This window comes from Streptomyces sp. NPDC050315 (assembly GCF_040655775.1).
In the GTDB taxonomy this organism is placed as follows: Bacteria; Actinomycetota; Actinomycetes; order Streptomycetales; family Streptomycetaceae; genus Streptomyces.
Map to the genome: position 1 here is coordinate 72,282 of NZ_JBFAKN010000004.1, position 12,638 is coordinate 84,919.

11 protein-coding genes are annotated in these 12,638 nt (G+C 70.7%); 6 read left to right on the forward strand and 5 right to left on the reverse strand.

What is annotated here, in order from left to right:
• Positions 1-9: 9 nt before the first annotated feature.
• Together AB0I82_RS15620 and AB0I82_RS15625 are read right to left on the reverse strand one after the other, a co-directional pair.
• The gene (locus tag AB0I82_RS15620) at positions 10-1,257 is read right to left on the reverse strand and encodes a spermidine/putrescine ABC transporter substrate-binding protein (protein WP_363257803.1); all 1,248 of its coding nucleotides are present in this window, start codon (positions 1,255-1,257) and stop codon (positions 10-12) included.
• A 71-nt stretch (positions 1,258-1,328) separates the two neighbouring features.
• Positions 1,329-2,846 carry a gamma-aminobutyraldehyde dehydrogenase gene (locus tag AB0I82_RS15625; RefSeq protein WP_363257804.1) on the reverse strand — a complete coding sequence of 506 codons (1,518 nt, stop codon included), beginning with the start codon at positions 2,844-2,846 and terminating at the stop codon, positions 1,329-1,331.
• Positions 2,847-3,081: 235 nt separating this feature from the next.
• Between AB0I82_RS15625 and AB0I82_RS15630 the strand changes: the two genes are divergently transcribed.
• The gene (locus AB0I82_RS15630) at positions 3,082-3,663 is read left to right on the forward strand and encodes an NADAR family protein (protein WP_363257805.1); all 582 of its coding nucleotides are present in this window, start codon (positions 3,082-3,084) and stop codon (positions 3,661-3,663) included.
• Positions 3,664-3,673: 10 nt separating this feature from the next.
• Here AB0I82_RS15630 and AB0I82_RS15635 read toward each other — a convergent pair whose 3' ends face one another.
• Entirely contained in the window at positions 3,674-4,315 is a 642-nt protein-coding gene (locus AB0I82_RS15635; protein WP_363257806.1) for a DUF4190 domain-containing protein, read from the reverse strand.
• A 211-nt stretch (positions 4,316-4,526) separates the two neighbouring features.
• Here AB0I82_RS15635 and AB0I82_RS15640 point away from each other — a divergent pair, with 211 nt between their 5' ends.
• A complete protein-coding gene (locus tag AB0I82_RS15640) occupies positions 4,527-5,549 on the forward strand; it encodes an adenosine deaminase (protein WP_363257807.1) in 1,023 nt (340 codons plus the stop codon).
• A 96-nt stretch (positions 5,550-5,645) separates the two neighbouring features.
• Here the strand turns inward: AB0I82_RS15640 and AB0I82_RS15645 are convergent, their stop codons facing one another.
• Together AB0I82_RS15645 and AB0I82_RS15650 are read right to left on the reverse strand one after the other, a co-directional pair.
• Positions 5,646-6,815 carry a spermidine/putrescine ABC transporter substrate-binding protein gene (locus AB0I82_RS15645; RefSeq protein ID WP_363257808.1) on the reverse strand — a complete coding sequence of 390 codons (1,170 nt, stop codon included), beginning with the start codon at positions 6,813-6,815 and terminating at the stop codon, positions 5,646-5,648.
• 126 nt (positions 6,816-6,941) lie between these two features.
• Entirely contained in the window at positions 6,942-8,396 is a 1,455-nt protein-coding gene (locus AB0I82_RS15650; protein ID WP_363257809.1) for a gamma-aminobutyraldehyde dehydrogenase, read from the reverse strand.
• Between the two features lie 206 nt (positions 8,397-8,602).
• Here AB0I82_RS15650 and AB0I82_RS15655 point away from each other — a divergent pair, with 206 nt between their 5' ends.
• The 4 genes from AB0I82_RS15655 (at position 8,603) to AB0I82_RS15670 (ending at position 12,631) form a co-directional block, all read left to right on the forward strand.
• Positions 8,603-9,076, forward strand: a complete 474-nt coding sequence (locus AB0I82_RS15655) for an Lrp/AsnC family transcriptional regulator (RefSeq protein ID WP_037801321.1) — start codon at positions 8,603-8,605, stop codon at positions 9,074-9,076.
• Between the two features lie 2 nt (positions 9,077-9,078).
• Positions 9,079-10,440 (forward strand): aspartate aminotransferase family protein, encoded by a 1,362-nt coding sequence (locus AB0I82_RS15660; protein WP_363257810.1) that lies wholly within the window; start codon positions 9,079-9,081, stop codon positions 10,438-10,440.
• 305 nt (positions 10,441-10,745) lie between these two features.
• Positions 10,746-11,483 carry an ATP-binding cassette domain-containing protein gene (locus AB0I82_RS15665; protein WP_363257811.1) on the forward strand — a complete coding sequence of 246 codons (738 nt, stop codon included), beginning with the start codon at positions 10,746-10,748 and terminating at the stop codon, positions 11,481-11,483.
• Entirely contained in the window at positions 11,465-12,631 is a 1,167-nt protein-coding gene (locus AB0I82_RS15670) for a hypothetical protein (protein ID WP_363257812.1), read from the forward strand. The genes AB0I82_RS15665 and AB0I82_RS15670 overlap by 19 nt, the downstream gene beginning before the upstream one ends.
• Positions 12,632-12,638 lie beyond the last annotated feature (7 nt).

Below are 12,638 nucleotides of genomic sequence, written 5' to 3' on the forward strand. Positions count from 1 at the left end.
GAAGGGCGGTCAGGCACCGGTCAGGTCGGCGAACTTCTGCGCGTATTCCTTGCTCTCCTTGGCATTGAGCGCGCGGAAGTTGTGCGACTTCGACGCCATTTCCTCATCGGGGAGGATCAGTTTGTTCTCCGCCAGCTTCTTGTCGATCTTCGCGAGTTCTTCGCGCACCCCGTCGACCGGGCACACGTAATTGATGTACGCGGCGATCTGCGCGGCCACCTTGGGCTCGTAGAAGTAGTCGATGAGGCGCTCGGCGTTCTCCTTGTGGCGCGCCTTGTTGGGCACCATGAGGTTGTCCGCCGCGGTGGTGTAGCCCTTCTCCGGGATGACGTACTCGATGTCGGAGTTGTCGTTCTGGAGCTGTACGACATCGCCCGCCCAGGCGAGACAGGCCGCCAGGTCGCCCTTGCTGAGGTCGTTGAGGTAGTCGTTGCCGGTGAAGCGGCGGATCTGCTTCTTGTCGACGCCCTTCTGGAGCCGGGCGATCGCCGCGTCGAAGGTGTCGGCGGTGACGTCCTCGGGCCGCTCGCCCATGTCCAGCAGGGTCATGCCGATGGTGTCGCGCATCTCGGAGAGGAAGGCGACCTTCCCCTTGAGCTTGGGGTCGTCCAGCAGCTGTTCGACCGAGTCGACCTTGCGGCCGCCGGTGGCCTTCTTGTTGTACGCGATGACGGTCGGGACGCCCTGCCAGGTGTAGGAGTGGGCGCGCCCGGGGTCCCAGTCGGGGTTGCGGAACTGCTGGGAGAGATTGGTGTACGCGTGCGGCAGGTTGGCCGGGTCCAGCGGCTGGATCCAGCCCAGCGAGATCATCCGCGCGCACATCCAGTCGGTCAGGCAGATCAGGTCGCGCCCGGTGTCCTGCCCGGCCGCGAGCTGGGCCTGGACCTTCCCGAAGAACTCGTCGTTGTCGTTGATGTCCTCGGTGTACTTGACCCGGATGCCGGTGCGCTTCGTGAAGGCCTCCAGCGTCGGGTGGTGCTTCTCGTCCTCGCTGACGTCGATGTACTCGGTCCAGTTGGAGAACGCGATCCGCTTCTCCTCGCGCGAGTGATCGTCGGAGGAGCCCGCGTCCGTACGGCCGGCGGGCGGGATCCCGCAGGCCGACAGGGCGCCGAGGCCGCCGACGCCCAGCAGCCCGGCGCTGCTCGCGCGCAGCAGGGAGCGCCGGGTCAGGGCCATCCGGCCGTTGGTCATGCTGCGCCGCATGGCGGCCAGTTCCGCCGCGGAGAGCGGTTCGGGCTGCGCGGTGTGCTCCATACGGTGTGGCCTTTCGAGGTCGGCCGGTGGTCAGCCGGTGGAGTGACGGAATGTGCGGCGCCGGACAGTGCTCAGCCGCGGTCCCCGAAGACGGTGCGGTGCCAGTCCTTCCTGGCCACGCCCGTGATGTCGTACATGACGTGCTTGACCTGCGTGTACTCCTCGAAGGAGTACGCCGACATGTCCTTGCCGTAGCCGGAGGCCTTGTATCCCCCGTGCGGCATCTCGCTGATGATCGGGATGTGGTCGTTGACCCACACGCAGCCGGCCTTGATCTCGCGGACGGCGCGGCCGGTGCGGTAGACATCGCGGCTCCAGGCGGAGGCGGCGAGCCCGTAGGGGGTGTCGTTGGCGAGTGCGAGGCCCTCGTCGTCGGTGTCGAAGGGCAGCACGACCAGCACCGGGCCGAAGATCTCGGACTGCACGATCTCGCTGTCCTGCGCGGCGTCCGCGATGAGGGTGGGCAGGTAGTACGCGCCCTTGGCCAGCTCGCCACCGGGCGCCTCGCCGCCGGTGACGACGGTGGCGTACTTCCGTGCGCGCTCGACGAAACCGGCCACCCGGTCGCGCTGGGCGTGCGAGATGAGCGGGCCGAGGTCGGTGGCGGGGTCGAAGGGGTCGCCGAGCCGTACGGTCGCCATCAGGTCGGCGACGCCGCTGACGAAGGCGTCGTACAGGGGGCGCTGCACGTAGGCGCGGGTGGCGGCCGTGCAGTCCTGGCCGGTGTTGATCAGCGCGCCGGCCACCGCGCCGTGCACGGCGGCGTCCAGGTCGGCGTCGTCGAAGACCACGAAGGGGGCCTTCCCGCCCAGTTCGAGGTGGAGGCGCTTGACGGTGGCGGTGGCGATCTCGGCGACCCGCTTGCCGACGGCGGTGGAGCCGGTGAAGGAGGTCATCGCCACGTCCGGGTGGCCGACGAGGTGCTCGCCGGCGTCCCGCCCGGCGCCCGAGACGATGTTGACGACGCCGTCCGGGATGCCCGCCTCCCGCGCGGCCTGCGCGTACATCACCGAAGTCAGCGGGGTGATCTCGGCGGGCTTCAGGACGATGGTGTTGCCTGCCGCGATCGCCGGAAGGACCTTCCAACTGGCCATCTGCAGCGGGTAGTTCCACGGCGCGATGGAGCCGACGACACCGATCGGCTCACGGCGTACGGACGAGGTGTGGTCGCCGCTGTACTCGCCGGCCGCCTTGCCCTCCAGGTGGCGCGCGGCGCCCGCGAAGAAGGCGGCGTTGTCCACCGAGCCGGGGACGTCGAACTCCCGGCTCAGCTTGATCGGCTTGCCGCACTGCAGCGACTCGGCGTACGCGAACTCCTCGGCCCGCTGATCCAGTACGGCGGCGAAGCGGTGCAGCGCCTCGGAGCGCTCGCCGGGCGTGGCGCCCGCCCATTCGGGGAGCGCCTGCCGGGCCGCTGCGACGGCCGCGTCCACGTCCGCCGTCCCGGCCAGTTCGTACGTGTACACCTGCTCGCCGGTGGCCGGGTCGGTGACCGCCTGGGTGCGTCCGGAGGTCCCCGGGCGCAGCTCTCCGGCGATGAACTGAGCCCCTTGGGCGAATCGTTCGGTGACATCGAATCGCTGATCCATGGCGCTCTCCTCCACCGGCGGCCGGCGTTCGCAGACACTGCCGGGCGTAGCTCTTTCCCGAATTGATGGCCGATCTTGACAGGGAAAGCAGGGTCCAACAAGTGATTCCGTTGTTTCCTTTTGGTTACGCGACGGATTCTGCGAAATCCGTCGTTCCGGCGCCCGACACGTTGTCAGTGCCCGCTGGCAGAATCCCGGCATGGTGCAGGAACGGGGAAGAGTGAGGGCGACGGGGATGACGGAGGAGACGCGCGTGGCCGACGGGCCGCGGTCGGTGGCGGAGCTGTGCGCGGACCTCGAAGCGGGCATTCGGTACAAGTACGTGAACTTCTGGGGGCACGCGCCGCGCCGGGACGGCAGCTTGGGGGCGAGCTGCTTCAGCCAGTGGTGGCCGGCGCCGTTCGAGGTGGACGGCGTGCGGTACGCCACCGCCGAGCACTGGATGATGGCCGGCAAGGCGCGGCTGTTCGGCGACCGCCAGGCGCTGCAGCGGGTGCTGCGCGCCGGCCATCCCAAGCAGGCGAAGGACGCGGGCCGTGCGGTGCTCGGCTTCGACGAGGAGACGTGGCAGCGCCATCGGTACGCGCTCGTGGTCCGGGGAAGTCTGCACAAATTCGGGCAGGACGCGGCGCTGCGCGACTATCTGCTGGGCACGGGGCAGCGGGTGCTGGTCGAGGCGAGCCCGCTGGACCGGATATGGGGCATCGGCCTGGCGGCGGACGACGAGCGCGCCGCCGACCCGGCGCGCTGGCGGGGGCTGAATCTGCTGGGCTTCGCGCTGATGGAGGCGCGGCAGCGGCTGGCGGCTGAGGGCTGAGCGGCCGGGGTCATTGGCCGGGGGCGGCGGGGGCTGCGCTGTAGGTGTCGGAGTAGTCGTCGTAGGGGGTGGTGTTGCTTCCTTCGCTGAGCCCGACGACGAGCGCGACGATCAGCAGGACGCTCACGAGGAGGCCGGCCACGCCGCAGAGGAGACCGGCCAGCGCCATGCCGCCGTTGGTCGCCTCGCCGCGCTTGGCCCTGGCCCGGCCGAGCGCGCCGAAGATGATCCCGAGGACGCCCGTGATCACACCGAACAGGAGGGTGAGGCTGGAGACAATGCTGAGGATGCCGAGGACGAGCGCGGCGATGCCCATGCCGTTGTTCGGCTGCCCGGGCCAGCCGGCCTGCGTCCCGGGCCCGCCGGGCAGCGGGCCGTAGGGGGCGGGGCCGCCGGGTATGTACTGCTGCGACCCGTACGGCTGCTGAGGGTACGGCGTTCCGTACGCACCCTGAGGTCCGACGGCATGGCCGGGAGCCGGCGGCGGGGCGGGGACGGCGAAGCCGGCGCCCACGGTCTGCTGGTCGTGCGCCGATGTGCCGTACGGCGGCAGGCCCCGCGCCGCCCCCGTGTCCGGCCGGTGCGGTGGCACGCCGTCCTCGGACGGCGGCGCCCACGAGTCGTGCGGCTCGGGCTGCTGACGGTCGGACATGGCTCTCCCCCACTTGGCTGCGCTCCATGCTAAGACCCGGCGGCCCCCGACAACCGCGCTCCCCGAGGGCCCGGCACCCGGCCGCGCCCGACGGCCGCGCTCCCCGACGGCCCGGCCCCCGGCCGAGCCGCAGCACCCCGGCCCCCGCCGCATACGATGACGACCGACCCACACCACGACCGACCGGCACTCCGCCGACCAGGAGGCACCGTTGTCCGACCTCGACGCATTCATCGCGGGCCTGCCCAAGGCGGAGCTGCACGTCCACCACGTCGGCTCGGCCTCCCCGCGCATCGTCGCGGAGCTGGCCGCCCGGCACCCCGACTCCAAGGTGCCCACCGACCCCGAAGCCCTGGTGGACTTCTTCACCTTCCGCGACTTCGCGCACTTCATCGAGGTCTACCTCTCCGTCGTGGACCTCATCCGCGACGCGGAGGACGTGCGCCTGCTGACGTACGAGGTCGCCCGCGACATGGCGCGGCAGAACATCCGCTACGCCGAGCTGACCGTGACCCCGTACAGCTCCACCTCGCGCGGCATCCCGGACGCCGCGTTCGTCGAGGCGATCGAGGACGCCCGGAAGTCCGCCGAGTCGGAGCTCGGCGTCGTGCTGCGCTGGTGCTTCGACATCCCCGGCGAGGCGGGCCTGGAATCCGCCGAGGAGACCGCGCGCATCGCCTGCGGCCTCAAGCCCGAGGGCCTGGTCTCCTTCGGCCTCGGCGGACCCGAAATAGGCGTACCGCGCCCGCAGTTCAAGCCGTACTTCGACCGCGCCATCGCCGAGGGCCTGCACTCCGTGCCGCACGCCGGCGAGACCACGGGCCCCGAGACGGTGTGGGACGCGCTGACCGAGCTGCGCGCCGAGCGCATCGGCCACGGCACCAGCTCCGTACGGGACCCGAAGCTGCTGGCCCACCTCGCCGAGCACCGCATCCCGCTGGAGGTCTGCCCGACGTCGAACATCGCCACCCGCGCGGTCCGCACCCTCGACGAGCACCCGATCAAGGAGATGGTGGCCGCCGGGGTGCTGGTGACCATCAACAGCGACGACCCGCCGATGTTCGGCACGGACCTGAACACCGAGTACGGCGTGGCCGCGCGGCTGCTGGGCCTGGACGAGGCCGGTCTCGCGGCGCTCGCCAAGAACGCGGTGACCGCGTCGTTCATGGACGAGGCCGCCAAGGCCCGCCTGGCCACCGAGATCGACACGTACACGGCCGCCTGGCCGCGCTGAGCCGGACGTACGCGCAGCCCGGCGCGGTGAAGCCGCGCCGGGCCACCGGCCACCACCCCGACGGCGGGAAACCCGAGCAACGCCGCGAGCGGACCGTCACAGCCCCACGATCGCGTTCCACTCCTTCGCGAACTCCGGGCGCTCCTTCGCGTCGATGTCCCGGGCGATGGCGAGCCGACCGCGCATGCCGTCGTCCGGGAAGATCAGCGGGTCCTCGGCGAGGGCCGCGGTCTCCTTGTCCTTGGCCGAGGCCAGCACATCGCGCGCGGCCGGGACCGGGCACACGTAGTTGACCCAGGCGGCGAGCTCCGCGGCGACCTCCGGCTCGTAGTAGTAGTCCACGAGCCGCTCCGCGTTGCGCTTGTGCGCGGCGAGGTCGGGGATCATCAGGCTCTCCGACCACAGCTCGGCGCCCTCTTCGGGGACCACGAATTCGATGTCGGGGTTGTCGGTCTTCAGCTGGATCACGTCCCCCGAGTACGCCTGCGCGGCCAGTACGTCCCCCGAGGAGAGGTCCTTGATGTAGTCGTTGCCGGTGAAGCGGCGGATGTGCTGCGCGCGGACGAGCGCCGCGACCCGGTCGGTCATCCGGTGGAAGTCGTCCGCCGTCCAGCGCGTGATGTCCACGCCCTCCCCCTGCATGAGCAGCGCGAACGCCTCGTCCATGCCGGCCAGCAGGGTGACCCGGCCCTTCAGGTCGTCGGCCCACAGGTCGCCGGTGTGCTTGATCTCCCGGCCGAGCTTCCGGCGGTTGTACGCGATGCCGGTGATCCCGGACTGCCAGGGGACGGTGTGCTTGCGCCTGGGGTCGAAGGCGGGCTGGAGCAGCAGTGGGTCCAGGTGCTTCGCCACGTTCGGCTGGCGGGACCGGTCCATCTCCTGGACCCAGCCGAGCCGTACGAAGCGCGAGCACATCCAGTCGCTGATGACGATCAGGTCGCGCCCGGTCGACTGGTGGTTCATCAGCGCGGGGCTGATCTTCCCGAAGAACTCGTCGTTGTCGTTGATCTCTTCGGTGTACTGCACCGAGATGCCGGTGCGCCGCTCGAAGGCGTCCAGCGTGGGGCGGCGCTGCTTGTCGTGGTCGTCGACGTCGATGTACAGCGGCCAGTTGGCGAAGGTGAGGGACTTGTCGGCCGCCGAGCGGTCGGGGGCGCCGCGCTCGCCGGCCCGCACGTACGCGGGCGGTACCCCGCACCCCGCCACCGCCGCCAGGAATCCGACCGTACCGACACCTCTGAGCACCGCACGCCGCGAAAGATCCATGGGAGGACTCTCATGCGGCGCGGGCCGGGGCGGCAACAGACAGATCGTCTGCTGCCGGGCCCCGGCCCGCGACGGAGTGTCAGGTGCCCCGCACGGCACCCGACTTGGCCGGACGACGTCGGGTCGTCAGCCGTCCAGAGAGGTCATGACGTGCTTGATGCGGGTGTAGTCGTCGAAGCCGTAGGCGGAGAGGTCCTTGCCGTAGCCGGACTTCTTGAAGCCGCCGTGCGGCATCTCGGCGACGAGCGGGATGTGGGTGTTGATCCACACACAGCCGAAGTCGAGCTTCTTGGACATCCGCATGGCGCGCGCGTGGTCCTTGGTCCACACCGAGGACGCGAGCGCGTACTCGACACCGTTGGCCCACTCGGTGGCCTGGTCCTCGTCGGTGAAGGACTGGACCGTGATGACCGGGCCGAAGACCTCCTGCTGGACGATCTCGTCGTCCTGCTTGAGGCCGGAGACGACGGTCGGGGCGAAGAAGTAGCCCTTGTCGCCGACCTGCTGGCCGCCGGCCTCGATCTTCGCGTGCGCGGGGAGGCGCTCGATGAAGCCCTTGACCTGCTTGAGCTGGTTGGCGTTGTTCAGCGGGCCGTAGAGCACGTCCTCGTCGTCGACCGCGCCGGTCTTGGTCTCCGCTGCGGCCTTGGCGAGCGCGGCCACGAACTCGTCGTGGATGGACTCCTGGACGAGCACGCGGGTGGCGGCCGTGCAGTCCTGGCCGGCGTTGAAGTAACCGGCGACCGAGATGTCCTCGACGGCCTTGGCGATGTCGGTGTCCTCGAAGACCACGACCGGGGCCTTGCCGCCCAGCTCCAGGTGGACCCGCTTGAGGTCCTTGGAGGCGGACTCGGCGACCTGCATGCCGGCGCGCACGGAGCCGGTGATGGAGGCCATCGCGGGCACCTCGTGCTCGACCATCAGGCGGCCGGTCTCGCGGTCACCGCACACGACGTTGAACACGCCGCGCGAGTGGCCCAGCTCGTCCAGCACGCTGCCGATGATGTCGCCGATGAGGACCGTGGACGCCGGGGTGGTGTCCGAGGGCTTGATGACGACGGTGTTGCCCGCGGCCAGGGCCGGCGCGAACTTCCACACGGCCATCATCATCGGGTAGTTCCAGGGGGCGACCTGGGCACAGACGCCGATCGGCTCGCGCCGGATGATGGAGGTCAGGCCCTCCATGTACTCGCCGGCCGAGCGGCCCTCCAGCATCCGCGCCGCACCCGCGAAGAAGCGGATCTGGTCCACCATCGGCGGGATTTCCTCGGAGCGTACGAGGGCGACCGGCTTGCCGCAGTTCTCCGACTCGGCGGCGATCAGCTCCTCGGCGCGCTCCTCGAAGCGGTCGGCGATCTTCAGGAGCACCTTCTGGCGCTCGGCGGGGATCAGGTCGCGCCATGCCGGGAAGGCCGCCTCGGCGGCGGCCATCGCGGCGTCGACATCGGCGGCCGCGGACAGCGGCGCGGTGGCGTACACCTCGCCCGTGGCCGGGTTGACCACGTCCGTGGTGCGGCCGTCGGCGGCGTCCCGGAACTCCCCGTCGATGTAGTTGCGCAGACGACGCAGTTCGGTGGTCACGTGCGACCCCTCCTGTCAGGTGTCCGGTGTCTGATGACCGGTGTCTGGTGTCCGGTGGATGAGATGCCCACTCTAACCATGCGAGCCCCGTTTTCGACATACCCACGCGCCAGTAACAACGGATTCCGTAGCGATCTTGAAGTTGAACAACCGATTTCGGCGAATCGGGGTTGCGCGACGGACGAGGCTCGTGCACAGTGAGGGACGTGGCCACTCGTGACAGAAACGGCACTCCGTCGATCGACTCCGTCTCCCTGGCGATCATTGAGCAGCTCCAGGAGGACGGGCGCCGTCCGTACGCCGCGATCGGCAAGGCCGTGGGCCTGTCCGAGGCGGCCGTACGGCAACGCGTGCAGAAGTTGCTCGACCAGGGTGTGATGCAGATCGTCGCCGTCACCGACCCCCTCACGGTCGGTTTCCGGCGGCAGGCAATGGTCGGAATCAACGTCGAGGGCGACGTCGATCCCGTGGCAGAGGCCCTCACGGGCATGTCCGAGGTCGAGTACTGCGTCGTCACCGCCGGTTCCTTCGACCTGCTCATCGAAGTCGTCTGCGAGGACGACGACCACCTCCTGGACGTGATCAACAAGCGCGTCCGCACGCTTCCCGGCGTGCGATCCACCGAAAGCTTCGTCTACATGAAGCTGAAGAAGCAGACCTACACCTGGGGAACGCGATAACCATGAGCGCCGACCTTTCCAAGACGGCGTACGACCACCTGTGGATGCACTTCACCCGCATGTCGTCGTACGAGAACGCCCCCGTGCCCACGATCGTGCGCGGCGAGGGCACCAACATCTACGACGACAAGGGCAAGCGCTACATCGACGGCCTCGCGGGCCTCTTCGTGGTCAACGCCGGCCACGGCCGGGTCGAGCTGGCCGAGACCGCGTACAAGCAGGCCCAGGAGCTCGCCTTCTTCCCGGTGTGGTCCTACGCCCACCCCAAGGCCGTCGAGCTGGCCGAGCGCATAGCGAGCTACGCCCCCGGTGACCTGAACAAGGTCTTCTTCACCACCGGTGGCGGCGAGGCCGTCGAGACCGCCTGGAAGCTCGCCAAGCAGTACTTCAAGCTGCAGGGCAAGCACACCAAGTACAAGGTCATCTCCCGCGCGGTGGCCTACCACGGCACCCCGCAGGGCGCCCTGTCGATCACCGGCCTGCCGGGCCTGAAGGCCCCCTTCGAGCCGCTGGTCCCCGGCGCGCACAAGGTGCCGAACACCAACATCTACCGCGCCCCGATCCACGGCGACGACCCCGAGGCCTTCGGCCGCTGGGCCGCCGACCAGATCGAGCAGCAGATCCTCTTCGAGGGCCCCGAGACCGTCGCCGCGGTCTTCCTGGAGCCGGTGCAGAACGCCGGTGGCTGCTTCCCGCCGCCGCCCGGGTACTTCCAGCGGGTCCGCGAGATCTGCGACCAGTACGACGTGCTGCTCGTCTCCGACGAGACGATCTGCGCCTTCGGCCGCCTCGGCACGATGTTCGCCTGTGACAAGTTCGGCTACGTGCCGGACATGATCACCTGCGCGAAGGGCATGACCTCGGGCTACTCCCCGATCGGTGCCTGCATCGTCTCCGACCGCCTGGCGGAGCCGTTCTACAAGGGTGACAACACCTTCCTGCACGGCTACACCTTCGGTGGCCACCCGGTCTCCTCGGCCGTGGCGCTGACGAACTTCGACATCTTCGAGCGCGAGGGCCTGAACAAGCACGTTCTGGAGAACGAGGGCAACTTCTACTCCACCCTCCAGAAGCTGCACGACCTGCCGATCGTCGGCGACGTCCGCGGCAACGGCTTCTTCTACGGCATCGAGCTCGTGAAGGACAAGGCCACCAAGGAGTCGTTCAACGACGAGGAGACCGAGCGCGTCCTGTACGGCTTCCTCTCCAAGGCGCTGTACGACGCCGGCCTGTACTGCCGTGCCGACGACCGCGGCGACCCGGTCATCCAGCTGGCCCCGCCGCTGATCGCCGACCAGTCGGTGTTCGACGAGATCGAGCAGATCCTGCGCGGCGTCCTCACGGAGGCCTGGACCAAGCTCTGATCCGCGGTACAGAGCTGTCCCTCCGGCCCTCACCGGGGGGATTGGGCGGGGCGGGGCCACGGACCCCGCCCCGCCCGACACGTGCGGCGGCGCGTGTGCGAGCCCTCGACAGGGCTCTCGAATAACGGAAGAAACGGCGGCCGAGGTCACTCATATCCAGCCATATGAGTGAACCTCGGCCGTCTTCCGTGCTGACCGGTGAATGGCGGGACCCGGCAGTACCTACCGTGCTTGTGACCGATACCCTCCATGGTCGTTCACCCGGTCAGGGGAACGAAGGACGCGAGCGAGCACGAGGTGCGCAGATGGTGGCCCCGCCCGACAACGACGTTCTATGGGCTCGCGGACTGCACCACGCCCACGGTCAGAGCCCCGCACTCACCGGCATCTCCCTCGGTGTGCGCGAGGGCGAGATCCTTGCCGTCACCGGTCCGCGCGGCTGCGGCAAGACCACCCTCCTGAAATGCCTCTCCGGACAGCTCGTCGCGGACAGCGGCGAGGTCTGGTTCAACAGCCATCCGGTCCACACCCTCTCCGCGACCAGCCGCGAACGGCTCCGGCTGGACCGTTTCGGCTGGATCGGCACCGAGCCCCGGCTGGTCCCCGAGCTGACCGCCCGGGAGAACGCCGCGCTGCCCCTCCTGGTGCGCGGCGACGGCCGCCGGGCGGCGATGCAGGCCGCCACCGAGTGGCTGGAGCGGCTGGACGTGGCGGACTGCGCCAAGCGGCGGCCCGCGGCCCTGGACCGGGCGCAGCAGCAGCGCGTGGCCGTCGCCCGGGCGCTGACCACCACCCCGCAGGTGCTCTTCGCCGACGAGCCCACCGCGCCGCTGCACCGCGCGGACGCCGCCCAGGTGCTCCGTACGATCATCAACGCGGCCCGCAGCCACGCCCTCAGCGTGGTGCTGGCCACCCAGGAAGCGGAGGCGACCACGCTCGCCGACCGCACGATCGCCCTGCTGGACGGCCGGCGGGCCGGCGCCGCACAGGCCGAGGGCCCCGCCGAGACGGAAGGCAGGGAAGAGTGCTCGCTCTCCGTCTAGCCCGGGGCGCACGCCCGGCGGTGCAGCTGCGCCGCCTGCTGGTCGTCGCGGCGGCGGCCGGCACGGCCTTCCTGCTGCTGGCCACGCTCGGCCACGCCGTCGACGCGCCGCGTGCCGAGGCCGCCCGCTCGGCGCTGCGGCTGGCCTGGTGCCTGGTGCCGCTGGCCGCCACCGCACAGCTCGCCGTCGCCGTGGCCCGTACGGACCCGGCCGCCCGGCTGCGCGAGGGCATGTCCGCCGCCGGACTCGGCCCGGTCCGGCTCACTCTGACCGCCGCCGCCTCGACCGTGCTCGCCTCCGCCCTGGGCAGCGTGCTCGGCCTGCTGGCCTTCCTGCGGCTGCGCGGCGGCCTGGGCGGTACGCCGATGGGCCCGGCGGAGTTGCTGGGCCGCGGCCCGCTGCCGTACGCGGCGGTGGGCGTGCTGCTCGCGGCCGTCCCGGTGGTGCCCGCCGTCGCGACCGGCTGGGCGCTGCGTCCGGGGCGGAACGCGCCGGCCGAGCCGTGCGCCGACGCGCCGCCCCGTACGGCCACGGCCACGCCGGCCGGACTCCCCTGGGGCATCGCGCTCACCGCCGCCGGGCTCGCCCTGGAGGTCTACGCGGCGGGGCACACCGGCCCCGGCGCCCGGCTGCTGCCGCTGCCGGGACGGCTGGTCACCGGTGAGGCGGGGGTGCTGGTCGGCTGGCTGCTGTCGGCGGCCGGGCTGGTGCTGGCGGCGCCCGGACTGGTGCACGCGAGCGGGCGGGTGGTGGGCGCGGGCCGGGCGGGCGCGGCACGGCTGCTGGCCGGGCGGGTCCTCCAGGAGGAGTCCCGCCGGGTGGGCCGCCCGCTGGGCATCCTGATGGCGGCCGCTTCGGGCGGCTACGCCGCGTACACCCTGTACGGCCACGGCGCCCCCGGCTCCCTCGGCCCGCTCTCCGCGCTCGGCGGCGGCCTGGTACTGGCCTGTACCGCGCTCAGCGTGCTGACCGCGGTCACCGAGTCCCGCGCGGCCCGCACCGCGACGACGGACGCCCTCCGCCGCCTCGGCACCCCGGCCGCCCTCCTCCACCGCGCCGCCGCCCTGCGCGCGTGCGTACTGGTCGTGGTCCTGACGGCGGTCACGGGCGGGGTGGCGCATCTGGCGGCGGGGCCGCTGGTGGGGTGAGGGGTTC

What these genes read in the sequence shown, in the direction of transcription:
- AB0I82_RS15620 (WP_363257803.1), bottom strand. Translation starts at nt 1,257, where the DNA reads ATGGAGCACACCGCGCAGCCCGAACCGCTCTCCGCGGCGGAACTGGCC.
- AB0I82_RS15625 (WP_363257804.1), bottom strand. Translation starts at nt 2,846, where the DNA reads ATGGATCAGCGATTCGATGTCACCGAACGATTCGCCCAAGGGGCTCAG.
- AB0I82_RS15630 (WP_363257805.1), top strand. Translation starts at nt 3,082, where the DNA reads ATGACGGAGGAGACGCGCGTGGCCGACGGGCCGCGGTCGGTGGCGGAG.
- AB0I82_RS15635 (WP_363257806.1), bottom strand. Translation starts at nt 4,315, where the DNA reads ATGTCCGACCGTCAGCAGCCCGAGCCGCACGACTCGTGGGCGCCGCCG.
- AB0I82_RS15645 (WP_363257808.1), bottom strand. Translation starts at nt 6,815, where the DNA reads ATGGATCTTTCGCGGCGTGCGGTGCTCAGAGGTGTCGGTACGGTCGGA.
- AB0I82_RS15660 (WP_363257810.1), top strand. Translation starts at nt 9,079, where the DNA reads ATGAGCGCCGACCTTTCCAAGACGGCGTACGACCACCTGTGGATGCAC.
- AB0I82_RS15665 (WP_363257811.1), top strand. Translation starts at nt 10,746, where the DNA reads ATGGTGGCCCCGCCCGACAACGACGTTCTATGGGCTCGCGGACTGCAC.